The sequence below is a fragment of the Sphingomonas sp. PP-CE-1A-559 genome (assembly GCF_004340965.1).
Classification (GTDB): domain Bacteria; phylum Pseudomonadota; class Alphaproteobacteria; order Sphingomonadales; family Sphingomonadaceae; genus Sphingomonas.
In genome coordinates this window covers 318,882-341,683 of the sequence record NZ_SLYA01000001.1, presented here as the reverse complement: position 1 = coordinate 341,683, position 22,802 = coordinate 318,882, and the positions used below count along the sequence as shown (strand labels likewise).

Annotated in this window: 19 protein-coding genes and 1 tRNA gene; 14 read left to right on the top strand and 6 right to left on the bottom strand. The window is 66.8% G+C overall.

Going from position 1 to position 22,802, the window contains the following annotated elements:
* The first annotated feature begins 269 nt into the window (after window positions 1–269).
* Genes otsB through C8J42_RS01365 form a run of 3 tightly spaced genes read left to right on the top strand, consistent with a single transcriptional unit; the run spans window position 270 to window position 4,161 of the window.
* Window positions 270–983, top strand: a complete 714-nt coding sequence (otsB, locus tag C8J42_RS01375) for a trehalose-phosphatase (RefSeq protein WP_243643996.1) — start codon at window positions 270–272, stop codon at window positions 981–983.
* Window positions 980–2,776, top strand: coding sequence for a glycoside hydrolase family 15 protein (locus tag C8J42_RS01370; RefSeq protein WP_133018656.1), 1,797 nt, complete (start codon window positions 980–982; stop codon window positions 2,774–2,776). Before otsB ends, C8J42_RS01370 begins: the two co-directional genes overlap by 4 nt.
* On the top strand, window positions 2,773–4,161 hold the full coding sequence (locus C8J42_RS01365; protein ID WP_056060743.1) for a trehalose-6-phosphate synthase: 1,389 nt from the start codon (window positions 2,773–2,775) through the stop codon (window positions 4,159–4,161). The genes C8J42_RS01370 and C8J42_RS01365 overlap by 4 nt, the downstream gene beginning before the upstream one ends.
* A 122-nt stretch (window positions 4,162–4,283) precedes the next feature.
* Here C8J42_RS01365 and C8J42_RS01360 read toward each other — a convergent pair whose 3' ends face one another.
* Window positions 4,284–5,357, bottom strand: a complete 1,074-nt coding sequence (locus tag C8J42_RS01360) for a mechanosensitive ion channel domain-containing protein (RefSeq protein WP_165895434.1) — start codon at window positions 5,355–5,357, stop codon at window positions 4,284–4,286.
* A 112-nt stretch (window positions 5,358–5,469) separates the two neighbouring features.
* Between C8J42_RS01360 and C8J42_RS01355 the strand changes: the two genes are divergently transcribed.
* From C8J42_RS01355 to C8J42_RS01345, 3 genes are all read left to right on the top strand, one after another.
* Window positions 5,470–6,210: a phosphocholine cytidylyltransferase family protein gene (locus C8J42_RS01355; RefSeq protein ID WP_133018654.1), complete on the top strand. Its 741-nt coding sequence runs from the start codon at window positions 5,470–5,472 to the stop codon at window positions 6,208–6,210.
* Window positions 6,207–7,322: a hypothetical protein gene (locus C8J42_RS01350; protein ID WP_133018653.1), complete on the top strand. Its 1,116-nt coding sequence runs from the start codon at window positions 6,207–6,209 to the stop codon at window positions 7,320–7,322. The genes C8J42_RS01355 and C8J42_RS01350 overlap by 4 nt, the downstream gene beginning before the upstream one ends.
* Window positions 7,323–7,507: 185 nt before the next feature.
* Window positions 7,508–8,632 (top strand): CDP-alcohol phosphatidyltransferase family protein, encoded by a 1,125-nt coding sequence (locus C8J42_RS01345; protein ID WP_133018652.1) that lies wholly within the window; start codon window positions 7,508–7,510, stop codon window positions 8,630–8,632.
* Window positions 8,633–8,865: 233 nt separating this feature from the next.
* Here the strand turns inward: C8J42_RS01345 and asnB are convergent, their stop codons facing one another.
* The gene (asnB, locus tag C8J42_RS01340) at window positions 8,866–10,839 is read right to left on the bottom strand and encodes an asparagine synthase (glutamine-hydrolyzing) (RefSeq protein WP_243643993.1); all 1,974 of its coding nucleotides are present in this window, start codon (window positions 10,837–10,839) and stop codon (window positions 8,866–8,868) included.
* Window positions 10,840–10,908: 69 nt separating this feature from the next.
* On the opposite strand from asnB, the gene C8J42_RS01335 reads away from it, so the two are divergent.
* The 8 genes from C8J42_RS01335 to C8J42_RS01300 all read left to right on the top strand — a co-directional run bounded on the left by C8J42_RS01335 (window position 10,909) and on the right by C8J42_RS01300 (window position 17,342).
* Window positions 10,909–12,261: a lipopolysaccharide biosynthesis protein gene (locus C8J42_RS01335; protein ID WP_133018651.1), complete on the top strand. Its 1,353-nt coding sequence runs from the start codon at window positions 10,909–10,911 to the stop codon at window positions 12,259–12,261.
* A gap of 86 nt (window positions 12,262–12,347) precedes the next feature.
* The gene (locus C8J42_RS01330; RefSeq protein ID WP_133018650.1) at window positions 12,348–12,809 is read left to right on the top strand and encodes a DUF2141 domain-containing protein; all 462 of its coding nucleotides are present in this window, start codon (window positions 12,348–12,350) and stop codon (window positions 12,807–12,809) included.
* Between the two features lie 85 nt (window positions 12,810–12,894).
* On the top strand, window positions 12,895–13,986 hold the full coding sequence (locus C8J42_RS01325; protein WP_165895400.1) for a diacylglycerol kinase family protein: 1,092 nt from the start codon (window positions 12,895–12,897) through the stop codon (window positions 13,984–13,986).
* Window positions 13,983–14,891 carry a hypothetical protein gene (locus tag C8J42_RS01320; protein WP_133018648.1) on the top strand — a complete coding sequence of 303 codons (909 nt, stop codon included), beginning with the start codon at window positions 13,983–13,985 and terminating at the stop codon, window positions 14,889–14,891. Before C8J42_RS01325 ends, C8J42_RS01320 begins: the two co-directional genes overlap by 4 nt.
* On the top strand, window positions 14,888–15,652 hold the full coding sequence (locus C8J42_RS01315) for a nucleotidyltransferase family protein (RefSeq protein ID WP_133018647.1): 765 nt from the start codon (window positions 14,888–14,890) through the stop codon (window positions 15,650–15,652). Before C8J42_RS01320 ends, C8J42_RS01315 begins: the two co-directional genes overlap by 4 nt.
* 93 nt (window positions 15,653–15,745) lie before the next feature.
* Entirely contained in the window at window positions 15,746–16,516 is a 771-nt protein-coding gene (dapB, locus tag C8J42_RS01310; RefSeq protein ID WP_133018646.1) for a 4-hydroxy-tetrahydrodipicolinate reductase, read from the top strand.
* Entirely contained in the window at window positions 16,513–17,214 is a 702-nt protein-coding gene (gene nth / locus C8J42_RS01305) for an endonuclease III (RefSeq protein ID WP_133018645.1), read from the top strand. Before dapB ends, nth begins: the two co-directional genes overlap by 4 nt.
* A 51-nt stretch (window positions 17,215–17,265) precedes the next feature.
* Window positions 17,266–17,342: transfer RNA gene (locus tag C8J42_RS01300), tRNA-Arg, on the top strand.
* A gap of 181 nt (window positions 17,343–17,523) precedes the next feature.
* On the opposite strand, the gene C8J42_RS01295 is transcribed toward C8J42_RS01300, so the two are convergent.
* From C8J42_RS01295 to C8J42_RS01280, 4 genes are all read right to left on the bottom strand, one after another.
* Window positions 17,524–18,657 (bottom strand): acyltransferase, encoded by a 1,134-nt coding sequence (locus C8J42_RS01295; protein WP_279388692.1) that lies wholly within the window; start codon window positions 18,655–18,657, stop codon window positions 17,524–17,526.
* 395 nt (window positions 18,658–19,052) lie between these two features.
* Window positions 19,053–19,523, bottom strand: coding sequence for a YaiI/YqxD family protein (locus C8J42_RS01290; RefSeq protein WP_133018643.1), 471 nt, complete (start codon window positions 19,521–19,523; stop codon window positions 19,053–19,055).
* Between the two features lie 166 nt (window positions 19,524–19,689).
* Window positions 19,690–21,459, bottom strand: coding sequence for a DEAD/DEAH box helicase (locus tag C8J42_RS01285; RefSeq protein WP_133018642.1), 1,770 nt, complete (start codon window positions 21,457–21,459; stop codon window positions 19,690–19,692).
* 56 nt (window positions 21,460–21,515) lie between these two features.
* Window positions 21,516–22,688 carry an NAD(P)/FAD-dependent oxidoreductase gene (locus C8J42_RS01280; RefSeq protein WP_279388691.1) on the bottom strand — a complete coding sequence of 391 codons (1,173 nt, stop codon included), beginning with the start codon at window positions 22,686–22,688 and terminating at the stop codon, window positions 21,516–21,518.
* Window positions 22,689–22,802: the final 114 nt, after the last annotated feature.

Genomic DNA, 22,802 nt, shown 5'->3' with positions numbered 1-22,802 from the left:
GCCTCCTCCTTGTTCCCCCGCGGAGGCGGGGGGCCAGGGTTACGGGTGCTGAGCTGCTGGGTCCTGGGCTCCCGCGTTCGCGGGAGAACACGAATGCGCCGTTCCGCAGCCGCGCGCCCCCCTCCCCACCCCCAAAAATCGAACCGCACCCGTTCCAATTTTGCAGTGCAGCGGAACGGAGCGGTGGCGCTAGGGGTTCAGGGATGATGCTAGCCGAACGCCAGCCCGCGACTGATGTCCTCGCGCCGCCTCTTGCCGTGCCCGACGCCGTGAGCCTTTTCTTCGATTTCGACGGGACGCTCGTCGACTTAGCCGCCACGCCGGATGCGGTTGTGGTGAGCCAGATGCTGCTCGATACGCTCGATACGCTCGCCGAGCGCTTTCCCGGTCGCGTCGCGATCATCAGCGGGCGGTCGATCGCGCAGCTCGATGCGATGCTCGGTCGCCACGCGCATCTGTTCGCGGTCGCGGGCAGCCACGGGGCCGAGACCCGTACGCCCGACGACGGCCATGTCGCCGCCGAGCGCCCCGCCTCGCTCGAAGCTGCTGCCGGTGCGTTCCGGGACTTCGCCGATGCCAATGGCCTCGTCTACGAAGCCAAGAGCCTCGGCGCCGGGCTGCATTATCGGATGGCGCCGGAGTTCGAACCCGCCGCCGTCCGCCTCGCCGAAGACCTAGCCGTCACGCACGGCCTCACACTTCAGCGCGGGAAGATGATGGTCGAACTGCGCACCCCCGGTGACAAGGGCGCCGCGCTCCGCGACCTGATCGCCGCGCCGGCGATGGCGGGCAGCGTGCCGTATTTCTTCGGCGACGACGTCACCGACGAGGACGGGTTCGAAGCCGCGCGCGACCTTGGCGGGGCGGGCGTGCTGATCGGCGAGCAACGGCCTACCGCCGCCACCTACCGCCTGAACGACGTTGCCGCACTTCGCGACTGGATTGCTGCCATATTGGAAACACCCATGTTGGAAACACGATGACCGCACCTACCCAAAAAGCCGACATGAACCTGTGGCCGATCGGCAATTGCCAGGTCTCCGCGCTGATCGACAAGACCGGCACGTTCGTCTGGGGCTGCGTGCCCCGCGTCGATGGCGACCCGGCGTTCTGCGCGCTGCTCGGTGGCGATGCGCCCAAGACCGGGTTCTGGGCGATCGAACTCGAGGGCGGTGCGAAAACCACGCAGGCCTATATCCGCAACACGCCGATCCTGGTGACGCGCCACGAGGACGAGGCCGGCAACGCGGTCGAGGTGATCGATTTCTGCCCGCGCTTCGTGCGCGAGGGGCGGACCTATCGCCCGACCAGCTTCGTCCGGATCGTCAAGCCGGTCGCGGGCTCGCCGCGGATTCGCATCCGGATGCGCGTCGCGACGAACTGGGGGAAGCCGACCGAGCACACGCAGGGTTCGAACCACATCCGCTTCCTGATGGACGACCAGACGCTGCGGCTGACCACCGATGCGCCGGTCGGGCATATCGTCGGCGAGAACTGGTTCCGGCTCGAACGCCAGATGCACCTGTTCCTCGGCCCCGACGAGAGTTTCGCGGGCGTGCTCCACGAGGCCGCGGAGGCGATGCTGTCGCGGACCAAGGACGAGTGGCGGCACTGGGTCCGCGGGCTGGCGACGCCGGTCGAGTGGCAGGACGTCGTCATCCGCGCCGCGATCACGCTGAAGCTGTGCCAGCACGAGGAGACCGGCGCGATCGTCGCCGCGCTCACCACCTCGATCCCCGAGCATGAGGGCTCGGAGCGCAACTGGGACTATCGCTACTGCTGGATTCGCGATGCCTATTATACCGTGCAGGCGCTGAACCGCTTGGGTGCGCTCGACGTGCTCGAAGGCTATCTCGAATATCTGCGCAACATCGTCGATGCGTCGAAGGGTGGCCATGTCCAGCCGCTCTACGGCGTCGGCGGCGAGGCGACGCTGATCGAGCGGATCGAGAGCGACTTGCCCGGCTATCGCGGGATGGGTCCGGTGCGCGTCGGCAACCAGGCGTACGAGCAGATCCAGCACGACGCATACGGCCAGATCATCCTGTCCGACGTGCAGGCGTTCTTCGACAAGCGGCTGTTCCGGATGTCGAGCGAGGAGGATTTCAAGAGCCTCGAACTGGTCGGCGACCGCGCGTGGGAGACGTACGACAAGCCCGACGCAGGGCTGTGGGAGCTGCGCACCAAGGCGCACGTCCACACCTATTCGGCGGCGATGTGCTGGGCGGCGTGCGACCGGCTGGCCAACGCGGCGGAGGTTCTCGGGCTCGAGGATCGCCGTACGTTCTGGGAGGAGCGTGCCAACACGATCCGCACGACGATCGAGCAGTCCGCGTGGCGCGAGGATACGCAGCGTATCTCGGCGACGTTCGGTGGCGACGATCTCGACGCGAGCCTGATCCAGTTGCTCGACCTGCGCTTCTTCGCGCCCGACGATCCGCGGTTCCAGTCGACGCTGAAGGCGGTCGAGGAGGGTCTGCGGCGTGGCAGCCACATGCTGCGTTATGCGACCGAGGATGATTTCGGCCTGCCGCACACCGCGTTCAACGTCTGCACCTTCTGGCTGATCGAGGCGCTGCACGCGACCGGCCGGACCGCAGACGCTCGTGCGCTGTTCTGCGAGATGGTTGCGCGGCGGACGCCGGCCGGGCTGCTGTCGGAGGATATCGACCCGAATACCGGCGAGTTGTGGGGCAATTATCCGCAAACCTATTCGCTGGTGGGGCTGATCAACTGCGCGGTCCTGCTCAGCAAGCCGTGGAGTGCCGTCCGATGAGCCGCCTCGTCGTCATCTCGAACCGCGTCCAGTCGGTCGATGCGCCTTCGGGCAACCAGGGTGGCCTCGCGGTCGCGTTGCTCGCGGCACTGCGTGAAAAGGGCGGCGTGTGGTTCGGCTGGTCGGGATCGACCACCGAGACCTTCACGGGCCACATCAATTTCCAGCAGGGCAAGGGCGTCACCACTGCGACGATCGACCTCGAAGAGCAGGATTTCGACGAATATTACAACGGCTATGCGAACCGCACGTTGTGGCCGCTGTTCCATTACCGGATAGACCTGACCGAGTTCGAGCGCGATTTCTCCAGCGGCTATGCTCGCGTAAACAAGCGGTTCGCCGAGACGGTGCTGCCGTTGATCGAGCCCGAGGATCTGGTGTGGGTCCACGATTACCACCATGTCCCGCTCGGGCAGGAACTGCGCAAGCTCGGCGTCGAGAACAAGATCGGGTTCTTCCTCCACATTCCGTGGCCGCCGATGGCGATGCTGCTGTCGCTGCCAAGTCACCGCGCGCTGGTCGAATCGATGTTCGCGTACGACGTGATCGGCTTCCAGACGCAGGACTGGCTCGACAGCTTCCTGCATTACGTGACGAGCCAGCTCGACGGCGTGGTTGGCGAGGATGGCTGGGTGACGGTCGGCGATCGCACGATCAAGGCGATCACGACGCCGATCGGGATCGAGACCGCGGACTTCGAAAAGTCGGCGAACAGTGACGCGGCGCGGCATGCCAAGGAGCGGATGTACATGTCCGCGACCGGACGCAGCCTGATCGTCGGGGTGGACCGGCTCGATTATTCGAAGGGGCTCGCCGAGCGGTTCGCGGGCTACGAGCGGTTCCTGGGATCGCATCCGGACCGGCGTGGGCTGGTCTACATGCTCCAGATCGCGCCGCCCTCGCGCGAGAAGGTCGATACGTACCAGGAGATCCGCGCGAACCTCGATTCGATGTCGGGGCGGATCAACGGCGAGTATTCGGACATCGACTGGACGCCGATCCGTTACGTCAACCAGGGCTTTCCGCGTGACGTGCTGGCCGGGATTTATCGCGCGGCGCGTGTCGGGTTGGTGACGCCGTTGCGCGACGGGATGAACCTGGTCGCGAAGGAATATGTCGCGGCGCAGGATCCCGAGGATCCTGGCGTGCTGGTGCTGTCGCACTTTGCGGGCGCGGCGACGCAGCTGAAGGACGCGGTGCTGGTCAATCCGTACAGCCCCGAGGAGATGTCGGACGCGATCGACCGCGCGCTGAAGATGCCGCTGGCGGAGCGGAAGGCGCGGTGGGAGAAGCTGATCGACAACGTCCGCAAGGAGGACGTTATGTGGTGGTGCGAGCTGTTCATCACCGCGCTCGAGGCGGTGCCGGAGCACGTCGAGGCCTGACCTCTTGCCCCCCTCCCTGGAAGGGAGGGGTTGGGGGTGGGTTGGCCAGTTTGTGTCAATGCGCCCTGGGCTATGCGGAAGCCGACCCACCCCCGGCCCCTCCCTTCCAGGGAGAGGGGAATTTAGGGGCGGCCTACCGGATCCGGCGCCATCAGTAGGCGGTCGCGTGGGATAGCTTCGGGCATTTCCTCGCGGATATACTTCAGCAACGCTTCCCGCACGTCGCAGCGCAGGTCGAACGCGATCGCCGCATCCTTGGCGGTCATCAGGCCACGCAGTTCGATGCAGTCGGTCTTCACGTCGGTCACCTGGAGGTTGTAGAACCTCTTGTCCCAGCGCGGGTTGGACGTGACGATCTCGCCCAGCTTCTCACGCAACCGCGGCACGTCTGCGGACGGATCGAGATACCAGAACACCGAGCCCATCAGCTGGCTCGTCTCGCGCGTCCAGTTCTGGAAGCTCTGTTCGAGGAACTTCGACACCGGCACGACGAGGCGGCGTTCGTCCCAGATCTTGATCACCACGAACGTCAGGTTGATCTGCTCGACCCGCCCCCATTCGCCGTCGACGATCAGCACGTCGTCGATCCGGATCGGCTCGGTGAACGCCATCTGCACGCCGGCGATCAGGTTCTTCAGCGCCGGTTGCGCGGCGGCACCGACGACGAGGCCGGCGATACCCGCCGATGCCATCAGCGTGACGCCGATCGAGCGGATGCCGGGGACGCTCAGCAGCATCAGGCAGACGCTGACGAAGATGATGAAGAACGTGCCTATCCGCCCGAGGATCGCCGCCCGCGTGCGCTTGCGGCGGGCGCGGAGATTGTCCTCGACCGAGATGTCTGCGCGGATCTCGATGACGTCCTGGAACGCGCGCAGCGCCGCGACCGCGAGCCAGCCCAGCAACCCGGGGACGAGGAAGCCGAGCAACTGCTTCCACAGATCCTCGATGTCGTTGTCCATCGGCAGGATTCGCGAGACGAACGCGACGGCGACCGAGACGAACACCGCGCGCAACGGGCGGCGGACGCGCGCGAGGACGAGGCCATCGGTCTTGGCGGTCGAGCGCCGCTGGGCATGGCCGCCGATCCGCATCGTCAGCCAATGCGCGACCAGCGCGACGAGGACGGCCGCCGAGACGACGGCGACGCTCTCCAGCCAGACCCATTCGGGGGGTATGTGGAGCGATCTGAACATGCGCATCTTAGCGCAACGGTGCGCGACGGCGGATGTTCCGCTGCAGTGCAGCATAATCACGCGATACATGACAGCTTTTTTCCTGCCACACTTCGTGCGTAAGTCCGCGCCCATGAAGGCCATCATCCTTGCTGCCGGTCACGGATCGCGGCTGTTGCCGTTGACGCTGACGACGCCGAAATGCCTCGTGCAGGTCGGTGGCCGCGCGATCTTGGATCATCAGCTCGACGCGGTGGCGGAGGCCGGGTTCGAAGGCGCGGTGATCGTCGGCGGCTACCGGATCGAGCAGGTCGCGGCGCATCTGGCGGCGCGCGAAGGCGGCGTACCCACCGAACTCGTGTTCAACCCGTTCTGGGCGATCGCCAACAGCATCGGTAGCGTGTGGGCATCGCGCGGATTTCTCGAAGAGCCGTTTGCGTTGATGAACGGCGACACGCTGTTCGATGCCGCGATTTTGCGCGCGGCGCTTGCCGATGAAGCATCCGGCGTGAAGCTGGTCATTGAGCGGCTGGCGGTGCCGGGGCTCGACGACATGCTGGTCGAAGCGGACGGCGACGCTGTCGTCGCGGTCGGCAAGCATCTGGTCGGGCATCAGGCGACCGATCGCTCGCTCGGCCTGATCGTCTCGACCGGCGGCGCCGCCTATGCCGAGGCGTTGCGCGCGGTAATCGGCGAGGAGGATGGTATCCACGCCTATCATCACGCCGTCGTCCGCCGCGTCGCGGAGACCGTCGGCGTCCGCGCGGTGCGGATCGCAGGGAATGTCCGCTGGCAGGAGATCGATCGCCCGGAGGACATCGCGCTGTGGCAGCACGACCATGACGCACCTGCGGACGGCGCTTCGGGGTCATGACGCGGAAGGTTGCGTTCCTGTTTCTCGGCGAGACGCTGCTGATCCCGCATCTGTATCCGATCGTCGAGGCGCTCGCTGCCAAGTCGGACGTGCCGATCGAGCTTTGGGTGAGCACGTCGGTGCACGAGACGTTGCTGACGCGGTGGACGGCGCCCTTCCCTAATGTGCGGATCCGGCGAGCACCGGGGTTTCGCGCGGTTGCGGACGATGGGACCGGGCGCAATCCGGTGCTGCCGGCGAAGATGCCGATGCTGCTGCGGCTGCTACCGTATCTGCGCAGCGCGGCGGTCGTCGTGTGTGCCGAGCAGACGAGCCTGTGGCTGCCGCGGCTGTTTCCGATGCGCGCGAAGTTCGTGAAGACGTCGCACGGAGTCGGCTCGATGAGCGCGCGCGACGATCCGCGGCGGCGGGCGGCGGCGCTGACCTTGGTGCCGAGCGAGTTGGAGCGGCGGACCTATCTCGACCGCGGGTTCGCGCCCGAGAAGTTCGTCGCGACCGGCTATGTGAAGGCCGACTTCACACACCGGACGCACGCCGCGCCGCCGTTCGCGGATACGCGGCCGGTCGTGCTGTACACGCCGCATTGGCAGCAGCATCGCTCGTCCTGGTGGCGGTGGGGGGCGGAGGTGGTGCGGTGCATCGTCGCGGACGGGCGCTACAATCTGATCTTCGCGCCGCACCAGCGACTGGTCGAGCGCGCGCCCGAGGTGGCGGATCTGATGCGCGAGATTTGTGACTTGGCGCATGTGCATTGCGACATCGATGGGTTCGCGATGGTCGACGGGAGCTACACCGGCGTGGCGGACGTGTATCTGGGCGATACGTCGAGCCAGGTGATCGAGTTTCTCATGCGGCCGCGGCCTTGCGTGTTTCTCAACGCGGGGGGGGCTGCTTGGGCGGGCGATCCGAATTACGCGATGTGGGCTTGTGGGGAGGTTGTTGGCGACGTTGCGGATGTGGTGGCGGCGGTGGATCGGTCGGCGTTGAGGCATGCGGGGTTTGTGGCGGTTCAGGCTGAGTTTGCCGGGCGGTCGCTGGGGGCTGTTGAAGGTGGCGCGGCGCGTGCTGCGGAGGAAGTCCTTCGATTGCTGGAGGCCACGCCCGCCCGCTAAACCTCCACCACCCCGGCGAAGGCCGGGGCCCAATTGGGGGACGTTGCCAACGAAGGACTGCGCGAGGTTACGCCGGTCATTCCAATTGGGCCCCGGCCTTCGCCGGGGTGGTGGCTCTGGGGGAGTGTCCTTCACTTACCCCACCCCCTCTCGCTTTCACGACCAGATCGGGTAACGGGTGCGGCATGGTAGATTCGACAGCCCCTACGCCAGCGCTCCGGACCGTCCGGGCGAACGACACGATGCTCTGGGGCATGACCAATGCCGAGCGGATCCGGCGGATCGGCGTCGCGCAAGGGTTGCTGGCCGACGGCGACGGCGACACCGGCCCGGTGATCCTCGCCAACCTCGCCTATGCGTTCGACCCGATGTGGATCGCGTATCTAAAGACGCGGCCGGGCACCGTCGTGACTCGCACCGGCGTGCCCGTGCTCGCGCATGTCCGGGATGCCGACGAGCGCGCGCGGATGACTGCGGCGATGCTCGGCGAGGCGCCGCTCGTGACCGGGCTGACGGTGATCGCCGCCGAGGCCGAGGAAGGCATCTTCAACGAGGCGTTGCGCAAGCGCGAACGCCCGTTCGCGGAATTGCTGACCCCCGCGGCGGTGCCGGCGATCGAGCGGGCGAGCTATGTCGGTGCGTACAAGGGCGTCACCGACCTGCTGACGAAATATCTGTGGCCCGAATGGGCGCTGGCGATCACGCGGGTCTGCGCGCGCGCCGGAATCACGCCGAACCAAGTGACCGCGCTCGGATCGGTGCTGTGCATCGTTGCGACCGTGGCGTTCTGGTATGGCTGGTTCTGGACCGGGCTGGCTACGGGTCTGTTCTTCATGGTACTCGATACCGTCGACGGGAAGCTGGCGCGGTGCACGATCACCTCGTCGAAGCTCGGCAATGCGTGGGATCACGGGGTGGACCTGGTGCACCCGCCGTTCTGGTGGTGGGCCTGGGCGGCGGGGTGCGCGCCGTATGGGCGGCCGCTCGAGGACGGCGTGTTCTGGGCGGTGATCGGGACGATGTTGTTCGGCTATGTCGCGCAGCGGCTGATCGAGGGGGCGTTCATCGTCCGGTTCGGGATGCACATCCATGTGTGGGAGCGGTTCGACAGCTGGTTCCGGCTGATCACCGCGCGGCGCAATCCGAACATGGTGATTTTGTTTGCGGGGTTGCTGGTGACGCGGCCGGATTGGGGGATCGTCGGGGTGGCGGCGTGGACCGCGATCTCGTTGGTCGTGCATCTGGTAAGGCTGGTGCAGGCGATGGTGCGCAAGGCCAAGGGTGAGGTGTTGGTGAGTTGGCTGGCTTGAGCGCTTCGCGGAATCGGATACCCGCTAACGCCGACTTCCCTCCCTTCCGTTCGTCCTGAGTAGCCATCGAGTAGCTGCTCTTGCAGCGTATCGAGAGGGCGTATCGAAGGACAGGTTGGCGCGCGGGACCTATGCTTCGATACGCGCCCTCGATACGCTTCTGACGAAGCTACTCGGTCGCTACTCAGCACGAACGGAAAGGGGGATGGCAGCTTGGTAGCGCGCGGATCAGGTTACTCGGCGCGCAAAGGCTTGGGTCGTCCGATCCACCAGAGGCAGTAGATCGCCAGCGCGTACAGGAAGCGGCTGTAATCCCGCTTGCCCGCGCGGTGATCGGCGAACACCTTGTCGACCGCGCCGGCGCGCCAGATGCCTTGCTCGCGGACGCCGCTGTCGCGCCAGAGCTGCTCGGCATACGCACCGAAATCGCCGGCGAACCACGCCGCCAGCGGCATCTGGAAGCCCTGTTTCCGTCGGTCGAGGATTCCTTCGGGCAACCACGGCGCGATGGCCTGGCGGATGACGTATTTGCCGATTTTGCTGTGCAGCTTCATGTCGGCGGGCATCGACAGCGCGAGGTCGACCATCCCCTGCCCCAGCAATGGCACGCGAACTTCGAGCGAATGCGCCATGCTCGCGCGGTCGACCTTGGTCAGCATCGCGCCGGGGAGATTGAGCGCGAGGTCGGCGAGGCCGAACTGCTCGAGCGTATCGGTCGAGATCGCGTCGGGATCGGGGAAATATTCCGCGACCAGTGCGGCGATCCCGCCCTCCTCCTCGGCGATGAACTCGGCCGAAAATATCTCGCGGCGGAAGGCTTCGTTGGTGATCTGCGTCTTGGCGAAAAACCGCGCGATGCCGTTCGGGAGTGCGGCGCTGCCGGTGGTCTTCCGCCAGCGCTGCAATACCGCGTTCGCATGCCTCGAGGGCAAGGTCGGCACCGCGTCGAGCGCCCGCGCCAGTCGACGCAACGGCGCCGGCAACGACCCGATCCGGCGTTCGGTCGCGTGGCGCTTGTAGCCGAAAAACAGCTCGTCGCCGCCATCGCCCGACAGCGCGACCTTCACCTCCTGCGCGGCGATCTGGCTGACGTACCAAGTCGGCACCGCGGAGGGATCGGCGAACGGCTCGTCATAGCAATGCTGGACCTCGGGCAGCATCGCCTGCGCATCCGCGAGTTCCAGGGTGCGCGTGACGTGGTTGCAGCCGAGATGCCGCGCGATCGCCTCGGCATGCGGCGATTCGTCGAAACGCGGGTCGGGGAAGCCGATCGTGAAGGTGCGCACGGGCCGATCCGAGACCCGCGCCATCGCCGCGACCACCGCCGACGAGTCTACGCCGCCCGACAGGAATGCGCCGACATCGACGTCCGCGACCATCTGCTTGCCGATCGTGTCGAGCCACTCGTCGCGGAAGCGCTCGATCCACGCCGCCTCGGACCGGGGTTCAGAAGGACGATAGGCCGGCGTCCAGTAGGCGCGCATCGTCGGCGTGCCGCTCGCCTCGACGGTCATCACATGGCCCGGTGGGAGCGTTCGGACCTGCGCGTAAATCGAGCGCGGGGTGCGGACATGGCCGAAGCTGAAATAATCGTGGAGCGCGCGGCGATCGACGTCGAACGCCATGCCGGGCAGCAACGTCAGCGTCTTCAGTTCGGAGCCGAACGCGAACCCGGCGGCCTGATCGGTATAATAGAGCGGCTTGATCCCGATCGGATCGCGCGCTAGCGTCAGGCGACGGGCGTGCGTATCCCACACCGCGACCGCGAACATCCCGTCGAGCCTTGCCCAGACGTCATCGCCCCAGCGTTCGTAGCCGGCGAGGATGACCTCGGTATCGCCCGCACTCTCGAACACGCGACCGAGCGCCTGCAACTCGCGCCGCAATTCGCGGAAATTGTAGATCTCGCCGTTGAAGACGAGCGCATAGCGGTGGTCGGGCGAATGGAACGGCTGGTGCCCGCCCTCGATGTCGATGATGCTCAGCCGACGCATCCCGAAGCCGAAATTGCCATCGGTCATGACGCCCTGGTCGTCGGGTCCGCGGTGCAGGATCGTGTCGCACTGCGCGGTAATGAGGCGGGGCGAGACGACACCGCCACCTCGTGCGTAAAGGCCGGCAATTCCGCAGATGACGAACGATCCCTCGCATGACGGCAGCACCGCCGCCCGATCGCGCGGTCTAGGAGCCGACCGCCGCTTTGTCACCTCTGAGGCACCCTAGTACCGCCGGGCATCTTGCCGCCCTCGCCATCGCGCTCTAGGGGCCGGTCGCAGATGGTTCAGGACCCTGCGCCCATTCCGGTTACCACCGGCTCGACCGGGATTTTCCGGGCGGCGGCGCGCAACCTCGGCTGGCTGCTCGCCAGTCGCAGCGTGCTGGCGATCCTGTCGCTGTTCTATCTCGGCTTTGCGACACGCACGCTGGGGGTGGTCGATTTCGGCCGATTCGCGCTGATCTCGGGCGCCGCGCAGGCGCTGGCGACCTTCGTCGGCTTCCAGACGTGGCAGATCATCGTCCAATACGGCGTCGAGCCGATCCAGCACGGCGACACGCCACGGCTCGCGCGGCTGCTCCGCCTGTCGGCGATCCTCGACATGTGCAGCGCGCTGGTCGGCGCCGCGCTGACCGTGGCGATCCTGTTCGCGTGGAGCGACGGGTTCGGCATTCCGCCCGACCTGATGCGCGACACGCTGATGTTCGCGGTGGTGCAGCTGATCACGATCCGCTCGACCCCGCTCGGCATCCTCCGGCTGCGCGACAAATTCTCGTTGTCGGCGGTGGCGGACAGCATGACGCCGATCATGCGCTTCGTCGGCGCGGGCGCGGCGATGCTCTTCGAACCGACGATCCGCGGCTTCATGCTCGCCTGGGCGCTCGCCGAGATCGTCACCGCCGCGACCTATTGGATCATGGTTGCGAAAAGCGGTGACCTGCGCCTGCTCGCGAGCGGCCGGGGCAGCTGGCAGCAGGTCCGCGATGAAAATCCGGGCATCGTCCGCTTCTCGCTGAGCACCAACGCGAGCGCAACGCTGGGCCTGTCGAGCAAGCAGATCCCGCTGCTGCTGGTCGGCGCGTCGATCGGCCCGGCGGCGGCGGGTGCGTTCCGGCTGGCGACGCAGTTGGCGCAGGCGCTGGCGAAACTGTCGCAGATGCTGTCGCGCGCCGCCTTCCCCGAGATCGTCCGCGCGGTGCGCACTGCCGAACCGTCGCGCCTGCGCCGCATCCTGATCCGGACGATGCTCGCCAGCACGGCGGCTGCACTCGTCATCCTCGCCATCGTCGCGCTGGTCGGCGAGCCGATCCTGAAGGTCGTCGGCGGCAAGTCGTTCGTCGGCGCGTACCCGGTGCTGTTGTGGCTCGCCGCCGCCGGGTGCTTCGACCTCGCCACCGTCAGCCTCGACACGGTGATGACCGCGCTGCACCGTGCCGGCACGGTGTTCGCGATTCGCGCGGTCGGGGTGCTGTTGCTGTTCGTCACCGCGTTCGCGCTGATGCCGACCTATGATTCGACCGGAGTCGCGGCCGCGGTCGCGGTCGGTTCGGTCGCGGTGGCGATCCTGCTCGGGTTCGCCGCCGCGCGGATGACGCGTACGCCCTCCGGTCCGCAGGTGATCGACGGAGCGTAGCGCGCGAACGACGAACGCCCCGTTCGCGTCGCAAATGTCATCTGTGCGCCGCGCTCCGGCCATCTTTTCCGCGCTTAAGTCCTGCCATGAAGACTGTGGTTTCCCTTAGCCTGGGCGCGGCGGCGCTGCTGATGCCCGTCTCTGCGCAGGCTGCCGAGGCGTGCGAGGGCACGCCCGGCGGCGGCAACGCCAAGCTGATCGTCGAGGCGACGGCGATGCACAACGCCGTCGGCGAGGTCGCGTTCACCGTCTATCCCGATGACGAGAAACGGTTTTTGGCGAAGGGCGGCAAGCTGGTACGGGCGCGCGTGGCGGCAAGCAGCCCAAGGGCGTGCTTCTGGCTGAAGCCCGGCCACTATGCGGTCGCGCAATATCACGACGAGAATAGCGACCATGATTTCAACCGGACGCTGTTCGCGCCGAAAGAGGGATTCGGCTTTTCCAACGATGCGCCGACCTCAATCGGGTTGCCGTCTTTCGATGCGGCGCGCACGGCCTTGGCCCCATCCGGGACCGTCGTGCGTATGAAAATGCGGTATCGCCGGTGATCCAAAATCCGCTGGTTGCAGCGGAACGGAAATCTTCCTGACACAAATTTGTAGCGGTTATGTACCGCGACGGGTATCTTATATCGTGGCCGATGCTGTTTCGAACTTCCATGCCTTTGGCGGGCACCCTCTTTCGCCACCGGCGCCGCCGGCGTGGCTGCCCGAAGGCGTGTTCGATCCGTCGGCATCCGAGCGGTACGGCGTGAGCCCCCGCGACGCGGCGGCGAAGATCCGTACCGGCATCATCTGCAACCCGAAAAGTCACCGCAACCGCAGCAGCGTCGAGGCGACCAAGCCGTTCCTGTCGGGCACCGTGCTTGCCGTGACGCCGCGCACGCAGGCCGAACTCGCCGAAGTGCTGACCGATTTTGCGCGCCACGGCATCGAACTGCTGGTGATCGACGGCGGCGACGGCACGATCCGTGACGTGATGACCGCCGCGGCGCGCGTGTGGACCGGTGCAGCCCCCCGCGTGGCGATCGTGCCCTCGGGCAAGACCAACGCGCTCGCGCTCGATCTCGGCATCCCCGATAGCTGGACGCTCGATCAGGCGCTGACCGCCGCGCGCGCCGGCAACGTCAAGATCCGCAGCCCGATCGAGGTCGTCCGCAAGGATACCGGTGCGCGTCTGCACGGCTTCCTGCTGGGCGCAGGCGCGTTCGTCGATGCGACCGCGCTGGCGCAGCGCACCCACCGCGCAGGCGCCTTCAACGGTGTCGCCGTAGGCCTCGCGCTGTGCTGGGCGATCCTCCAGACCCTGTTCGGGGGCGCGAACAGTTCCTGGCGCGCGGGCAACCGGATGCGGATCCGTTTCGAATCGCGCGGCGACGAAGGCGTTCATGCCGCGGGTCGGAATACGGACAGCGATCGCGCGCGCTACATCCTTCTCGCGTCGACTCTCAAGCGGATGCCGATCGGGATTCGTCCGTTCGGCGTGCCGCGCGCGGGACTGAAGACCTTGCTGGTCGATGCGCCGCCGCGCTGGCTCGCCGCCGCGACGCCGCTGATCGTCGCCGGTTCGCCGGCCGCGTGGCTCGATCGCGCGGGGTATCACCGAATCGATTCGCCGAGCTTCGACCTGTCGATGGACTCGGGTTTCATCCTCGATGGCGAAGTCTATCCGGGCGGCGACCTGACCATCCGCGAGGCACGCGCGCTGCGTTTCGTCGTTCCGTGATCACGCTCGGCGACGTCGTCCGCCGCCAGTTGCACGTCCCGACCATCGCCGCCGTCCGTGACGTCGCGGCGATACTTGCAGGGGACGCGCCCGAGACCGCGGCGGTGCTGTTCTACGGTTCCAACCTGCGCACTGGCGAGACCGAGGGCGTGCTCGACTTCTACGTCCTGACCGCCGGCCCGCCCGAGCGGGGCCTGTGGCCGACCGTCAGCTACCGCGAGTTCGACCTGCACGGCGAGACGTTGCGCGCGAAGATCGCGACGATGCGGATGGCGACGTTCGCCAAGGCCGCCGCCGCGCAGACGCTCGACACGACGATCTGGACGCGTTTCGTCCAACCCTCCGCGCTCGTCTGGGTGCGCGATCCGGCAACCGCGAACCAAGTGGCTACGGCGATCGGCGATGCGGCGAAGTCCGCCGCCCGCTTTGCCGCCGCGCTCGGCCCTGAGACGGGCACGGCGGACGATTATTGGCGGGCGCTGTTCCGCCAGACCTATGCCGCCGAACTCCGCGTCGAGCGCAAGGGCCGCGAGGGCCAGATCCTCGGTTTCGATCCGGGTCGCTATGCCGAACTCCTGCCGCTTGCCTGGACCGCGGACGGTATCGCCTACCGCGACGAAGCCGGCATGCTGAAGCCCGACCTGTCGCCAGCGCGTCGAAACGCGTTGCTGCGCGCGTGGAACCGGCGCCGTCGTGCGGGCAAGCCGCTCAACGTCGCACGATTGGTGCGGGCGGCGTTCACCTTCGAAGGGGCCGCGCGCTACGGTGTGTGGAAGGTCGAGCGGCATACCGGCGTCGCGGTGCCGCTGACCCCGTGGCGCGAAAAGCACCCGATCCTGGCCGCGCCGGGCGTGTTCTGGCGGGTGTGGCGGGCGCGTGCGCAAACCGGGCCGAAGACGGTATGAGCGCCGGTGTTCGCGGCTTTAACGCGCTGATCCTCGCCGGCTCGCGCGGCGGCGTCGATCCGGTCGCGGCCTATGCGGGCGTGTCGCACAAGGCGCTGATCGTGCTCGACGGCGACACGTTGCTGGCCCGCGTCGCGCAGGCTTTGCGCGAGGCCGGCGCGCTCACGATCGCGGTATCGGTGTCGGACGACGCGGTCCGCGCCGCGGCAAGTGCGCTCGGCCTCATCGTGCTCGACGCGGCATCCGGTCCGAGCCGCAGCGTCCGCGACGGAATCGAAGCGCTCGGCGCCCCCCTGCTGGTCACGACCGCCGATCACGCGCTGTTGCAGCCCGAATGGGTGACGCGCTTCCTCGCCGACGTCCCCGCACAGGCCGATGTCGGCGCGCTCCTAGCACGCCAGGACATCATCGAGGCCGCCGCGCCGGGCACGCGCCGCACTTATTTGCGCTTTGCCGACGGCGCGTGGTCGGGGTGCAACCTGTTCTACTTCGCCACGCCGCGCTCGGTTGCCGCACTCGATCTCTGGGCGCAGGTCGAGGCGGACCGCAAGCGGCCGTGGCGGATCGTCCGCCGGCTCGGGATCGGCACGCTGCTCCGGTATCTGTCAGGTCGCCTGACGCTGGTCGCGGCGATCGCGCATCTCGGTCGCCTCGCCGGCCTCGACGCAGCCGCCATCGCCAGCCCGTTCGGCCTGGCCGCGGTCGACGTCGACAAGCCCGCCGATCTCGACCTGGTCCGGGCGCTCGTCGACAAGGCTTGAGCCGCCGACCGCCTACGCCAATTCCGCGAAGAAATAACTCGGCCTGCCGTTCGCCCCTGTCCCCAAAGGCCGGGTTGGTGCAAAGCGCCGCGCATGCAAACGCTCGCGCCCCAACCCGCCCCATCCGCCATCACGACGACCTCGATCGGCATTTATGGTAGCGCAGGACGCATGGGCCGCGCGATCGTCGAGGCGATCGAGGCGGCGGGCGCATCGCTCGCCGGCGGCGTCGATGCGCGCGAGGACCCGAACCCGCTCGCCCGGACCGCCGATGTGCTGGTCGATTTCTCGACGCCCTCCGCGGTCGAGGCGCACCTCGCCGCCGCGCGTGCCGCTGGTACCGCTATCGTCATCGGTACGACCGGCCTGTCGCCCCAGCACCAGTCGATGATCGACGAGGCGGCCAAGGACATCGCGATCCTGCAGACCGGCAACACCTCGCTCGGCGTCACGCTGCTCGGCATTCTCGTCCGCGAGGCCGCCGCGCGGCTCGGCTCCGACTGGGACGTCGAGATCGTCGAGATGCACCACAAGCACAAGGTCGACGCGCCATCGGGCACCGCGCTCCTGCTCGGCGACGCGGCGGCGAAGGGCCGCGGCACGACGCTCGCCGAACTCCGCGTCGACAGCCGCGCGGGGCTCGTCGGCGCGCGGACCGAAGGCACGATCGGCTTTGCGTCACTGCGCGGCGGATCGGTGATCGGCGACCACAGCGTGATCTTCGCGGGCGAAGGCGAGCGGATCGAACTCAACCACCGCGGCGACGATCGCTCGATTTTCGCGCGCGGTGCGGTGCGTGCGGCGATCTGGCTCGCCGGGCAGCCCGCCGGACGCTACCGGATGGGCGACGTGCTCGGGCTGTGAAGAAGGCTGACGTCATCGAGTTCTACGCGCGTCTGGCGGAAGCCGACCCGCACCCCGAGACCGAGCTGGAATTCGTCAATCCCTACACGCTGGTCGTCGCGGTCGCGTTGTCGGCGCAGGCGACCGACGTCTGCGTGAACAAGGCGACGCGTGCGCTGTTCCGCGAGGTCGACACGCCCGAAAAGATGGTCGCGCTCGGGCTCGAAGACCTGAAGCGCCACATCAAGACGATCGGGCTCTACAACACCAAGGCGAAGAACGTCATCGCGCTCTCGCAGATGCTGATCGACGACTATGGCGGCGAGGTGCCCAACGACCGCGCCGCACTCGAGCGCCTGCCCGGCGTGGGTCGCAAGACCGCGAATGTGGTCCTCAACGTCGCGTTCGGCGCGGAGACGTTCGCGGTCGACACGCACATCTTCCGCGTCGGCAACCGCACCGGCCTCGCCCGCGGCAAGACCCCGCTCGCGGTCGAACTGAAGCTCGACAAGGCGACCCCGCAACCGTTTCGCTTGCACGCGCATCACTGGCTGATCCTGCACGGCCGCTACGTCTGCAAGGCGCGGACGCCCGAATGCTGGCGCTGCATCGTCAGCGATCTGTGCGCGTACAAACCCAAGACCCCGGCGCCGAAGGGTAGATCGCTTGCGAGTCCGTCACCGGAGCCGGACATCGATCCGGCAACCGGCGAGGCCTGATCGCGAAAACGTCTGGCGCACCCCGGTTTGCTTTGCTAGGCGGACCGTCCGGCACCCGTAGCTCAGCTGGATAGAGCGCTGCCCTCCGAAGGCAGAGGCCACTGGTTCGAATCCAGTCGGGTGCACCAAACTTCAATTCAGGTTAGCTAAAAGACCTGTCGCTGCGATGTCGGCAGGCGTGCGCTGGTCGACTGCCGCGCGGTGTACCGCGCAACCTCGCTTTAGGTCATATGCGCGGTCCACGCGTTGATCTCTCGGTTCAAACAACCGGTCTCTATGAATCGTCGTGCAGCGGCTTTTCGAGACCTGCTAGCGGAACTCCGTCTCGACGAAGATCGGGCCGGCCGTGGGGGTCGCGAGGATCGGCTCTGCCAGACCCGGCGCTTGCGCTGGCACAGGTCGCCGGATCATGCGGTGGCCTAGGCGCATCATCGGCTCTTCGACGGCATGATAGACGACTGCCGCGATGAGTATCGTCGCGCTCAGCACGACCGCGACGTAGCGTAATGCCGAACCCGGATCGCCCGCGATCAGGATCGTGCCGCACGCCAGGATCACCGGTCCGTGAAACAGGTAGACGGAATACGAGATGGTCCCGAACCACATTGCCACACGCCGGTAAACCGAACTGCCGTCGACCGCGCGGCCGGTATCCGAAGCAGCGCCGACGACGCCGACGAACAGCAGCAGCGCACCAATATAGCCTAAAGCCGGTGCCAGGTTGAAACCTGGGGCGCCGACCGGCGGGACCGTCATGAACTGGACGACCGGCACGATCGCCAGGAAAAGCCCGCAGAGCATCCCCGCCAGCCGCACCGCGATCGCGTTACGCTCGAGCATCGCCAGTCGCAGCATCGTTCCCAGCAACATCAGCCCCAAATTCAGCGGCAGGTCGGCAGGCAGCCGCTTGTCGACCAGATGCGACGCCAGTGCGAGCAACAGCGCTGCACCGAACAGCGCGACGATTCCTCCGGCCAAGACGAACGGCGCACGCAGCATCCCCCAGGCAACGAGGCAGGCCGCCAGCACGTAGAAGGCCAGCTCCGTTGCGAGCGTCCAATAGGCGACGACGATATCGGGCTGACCGACATAATGCTGGACCATGGCCACATTGGCCACGATCGTCACCGGCGCAGGGGCAGGCGCGCCTGTAATATGCAGCACCAGCAGCGCGACGCCCAGCGACAGCCAATAGGCGGGATACAGGCGAAATGCGCGGCTGATCGCGAATCCGCGGACCGGACGATCGGTGCGAAAACTGAACGGGATGACGAACCCGCTGATCAGAAAGAACAGCGCGACGCCAAACCGCCCGAAGTGGAAGATGCCGTCGAACAGCAGCACGCCGGCCTGTTCGATCGGGAGGGGAAGCGCGTGCGTCGCTATGATGGTCTCGGCAAGGTGCTGAAACAGAACGAGCACCGCGGCAAATCCGCGGAGCATATCAAGCGTTTCGATCCGGCCTGAGCGAGGAAGGCGCAAGCCGTCGACGGGGATTTGCCCCATGGCAAATACTGTCATTGACCCCCGCCTCCGAGACACTTGTACGCGACAAAGCTATTCTTGCGAACCTGATATTTTACAATGCTCCCGTAACAGATCGATTAGTTAAGGTTGCGCTATCATCTGTTTCATTTGGGGGTCTTTACGTACTTACAAGCCATCGCCGCTCGCGTGGTTCGCCTGAACCGACTTACGTGCCGCGTCGATATCGTCATATTTTGGGAAGACTTGGTCGATCGCTGCAACGTTGGCGAGTTGCACAACGAAGTCGCTGGCCTCGCGCTGGGAGCGCAGCGACGGGCCTGCCGCCCTGCGATGCCTTTGCGTCGCCTTGGTTAGTTGCGCTTCAGCCGGACCAGCGCTGCATCTAGCGCGGAGAGGAAGCTCGACCGGTCGGTCTTGGAGAAGGGCGCGGGGCCGCCGATGATATCGCCGCCCGCGCGCAGGTCGGCCATGATCGCGCGCGTGGCGATCGCGCCACCGATCGAGCTGGTGGTGAACGGCTTGCCGGTGTTGGCGAGCACGGTCGCGCCGGCCTTCACGCAGCGGTCGGCGAGCAGGATATCGGCGGTGATGACGACCGACTTCGCATCGGCCTGTTCGGCGATCCAGTCGTCGGCGGCGTCGAACCCGTCGCTGACGACTACGCGCGAGATCAGCGGATGGACGGGGATGCGGAAATGGCTGTTGGCGACGATCGTCACGGGGACTTCGTGGCGCCACGCGACCTTGTAGATCTCGTCTTTGACGGGACATGCGTCGGCGTCGACGAGGATGCGGATTGCGCTGGAAGATACGTTCGTCATCGTACACATCCCAAACCGCCCCACTCACTCCCGTCATCCTGACGAAAGTCAGGATCCAGGATCAAGCAGGGCGGCGTTCGTTACTCTGGATCCTGACTTTCGTCAGGATGACGGAGTTCTTGAGGGCGACGCGCCCTCCCCCATTGGAAAGGACGCGCCGAGGTCCTTAGCTGCGCTCGCGGTTGCCGCGGTACGGAGGCTTCCGTGCGGGAGCCGGACCGCCACGGGGAGCCGCACGGTGCAGCGTCGAGCGGGGGCCGCTCGCGTTGCTGCGACCGCCGCCGCCGCCGTCATGCCGCGCACCGCTCTCGGGCGCACCCTGCATCGCCTCGATCGCAACGCCGCTCTCTTCTTCGCCAGCCTGCGCCGTACGCTGGATCGCCGCCGAGAATCGCGACGCCACAGCGCGGGGAATCTCGAACGCGGTCTCGTTCGGACCGATGCGAATAGCACCGATCTCGGACTTGGTGATGTGCCCGCGACGGCAGATCAGCGGCAGGATCCAGCGCGGATCGGCGTTCTGGCGACGACCGATGTCCATGCGGAACCAGACGGTGTCCTCGAAGCCCGCGCGCGGACCCTGCGAACGCTCGTCCTGGGTCGGCTGCTTGCTCTGGTCGATCAAATCCTCGGCCTGCGGCATCGTCGCGCGGTGCATGTGTACCAGCGCCGCGGCGATATCCTCCGGGGTCTTCTCGGCCATCAGGCGGACGGCGAGTGCGCGATCCTCCTCCTCGACCTCGACCGGCTGCAACAGCATGCCGATCAGGCGCTCGTGGTCGTTCTTGCGGATGTCCTCGGCGGTCGGGGCGTTGACCCACTCCGCGTTGATCTTCGCACCACGGAGCATCATCTCGACGCGACGGCGACGCGGGAACGGCACGATCAGGACGGCGGTGCCCTTCTTGCCCGCACGACCGGTACGACCCGAGCGATGCTGGAGCGTCTCGGCATCGCGTGGCAGCTCGACGTGTACGACGAGGCTCAGCGTCGGGAGATCGATGCCGCGAGCCGCAACGTCGGTCGCGACGCAGACGCGCGCACGACGATCACGCAGAGCCTGGAGCGCAGCGTTACGCTCGTTCTGCGAATGCTCGCCGGACAAAGCGACGGCGGCAAAGCCACGCTCGACCAGGCTGGCATGCAGATGCCGCACGTTATCGCGAGTCGCGCAGAACAGCATCGCCGTCTCCGCCTCGTGGAAGCGCAGCAGGTTGATCACCGCATGCTCGATCTCGGACGGCGAGACCGTGACGGCCTGGTACGAGATGTCGCCATGACCGCGATCCTCGCCGACGGTCGAGATCCGCAGCGCATCCTTCTGGTAGCGCTTGGCGAGCGCGACGATCGGTCGCGGCATCGTCGCCGAGAACAACAGCGTGCGGCGCGCTTCGGGCGACGCGTCGAGGATCTGCTCGAGGTCATCGCGGAAGCCCATGTCGAGCATCTCGTCGGCTTCGTCGAGCACCGCGACCTTCAGCGCCGACAGGTCGAGCGCGCCACGCTCGAGGTGATCGCGCAAACGACCCGGCGTGCCGACGACGATGTGCGCGCCGTGCGCGAGCGAACGACGCTCCTTCGAGGCGTCCATACCACCGACGCAGGTCGAAATACGCGCACCGGCCTTGGCATAGAGCCACATCAGCTCGCGGCTGACCTGGAGTGCCAACTCGCGAGTCGGCGCGATGCAGAGCACGAGCGGCTTGTGCGGCGCGGGCAGGCGCTGGACGCCGTCCTCGCCGGCTTCACCGAGCAGCTCACCGGCCATCGCCAGGCCGAACGCCACGGTCTTGCCCGAGCCGGTCTGCGCCGACACGACGAGATCGCGACCGATCGCGTTGTCCTCGATCACATGAGCCTGGACGGGGGTGAGCGCGGTATAGCCGCGCGCTTCGAGCGCCTCGGAAAGAAGCGACGGAATATTTGTAAAAGGCATGTACGTCCTAATTGGTGGCCGGCTTACGCAACGGCAAGGCACTGGCGTGGTGGTCCCTACAGGACTTGACCCGCGGCCCACCCGCTCGCCCATGCCCATTGGAAGTTGTAGCCGCCGAGCCACCCTGTGACATCGACCGCTTCGCCGACTGCATACAGCATTGGTACGCGTTTGGCTTGCATTGTTTGCGATGACAGTTCCGCGGTACTGATTCCACCCGCGGTGACCTCGGCCTTGGCATAGCCTTCAGAGCCGTTTGGCGTGAATTGCCAATGGCTTAGCGCGCGCTCGGCGTCCTGGAGTTTCCGGTCGGTGAGCGTGGAAATCTCGCTCGTCATCCCCAAACGGTCGCTCAAAGTCTCGGCGAGTCGGTCCGGGAGCGTGCTGCCGAGCAGTTTTCGGAGAGTCGCGCGCGGCGTGGTACGCTTGGCCGCGGGGAGCCAGCCGGACTCGCGATCGGGGAGGAAATCGATCCCGACGGGCTGGCCGTTGCGCCAATAGGACGACACTTGCAGGATCGCGGGGCCGGACAGGCCGCGATGCGTGAACAGCGCGGCTTCGCGGAAGGCGGTCTTGCCGGCGCTGGCGACGACTTCGGCGGCGACTCCGGACAGTTCGCGGAACAGCGTCTCGTCGCCGCCGAGCGTCAGCGGGACGAGCGCGGGGCGTGGTTCGACGACCTTCAGGCCGAACTGCCGCGCAAGATCATAAGCGAACCCGGTCGCGCCCATTTTCGGGATGGAAGGCCCACCGGTGGCGATGACGAGCGCCGGTGCAGTGACAGTGCGGCCATCAAGCGAGACACGGTAGCGGCCGTCTGCGTGATCCACGCCGGTGACCGCGCGTCCGAGCGACAGGTCGACCCGCCCCTTGTCGCATTCGTCGAGCAGCATCTCGACGATCTGCTTCGCGGAGCCGTCGCAGAAGAGTTGGCCCAGCGTCTTCTCGTGCCACGCGATGCCGTAGGACTCGACGAGCGCGAGGAAATCCTGTGCGGTGTAGCGGCCGAGCGCGGACTTGGCGAAATGGGGGTTGGCGGAGATGTAGCGGTCGGCGGCGGTGTGGACGTTGGTGAAATTGCACCGCCCGCCGCCGGAGATCAGGATCTTCTTGCCCACCTGGTCGGCGTGATCGACGAGCAGGATCTTCCGCCCGCGCTGGCCGGCGACGGCGGCGCACATGAGGCCGGCGGCGCCTGCCCCGAGGATTATCGCGTCGTATTCGGACAAGTGTGGCTCCGTGCGGCGTGGTTGGGCGAGCCGCTAGTCAAGAATGTTTCCCCGCGAAGGCGGGGACCCAGACTGGGCTCCCGCCTTCGCGGGAGAACAAGGGGTGGCCGCTGT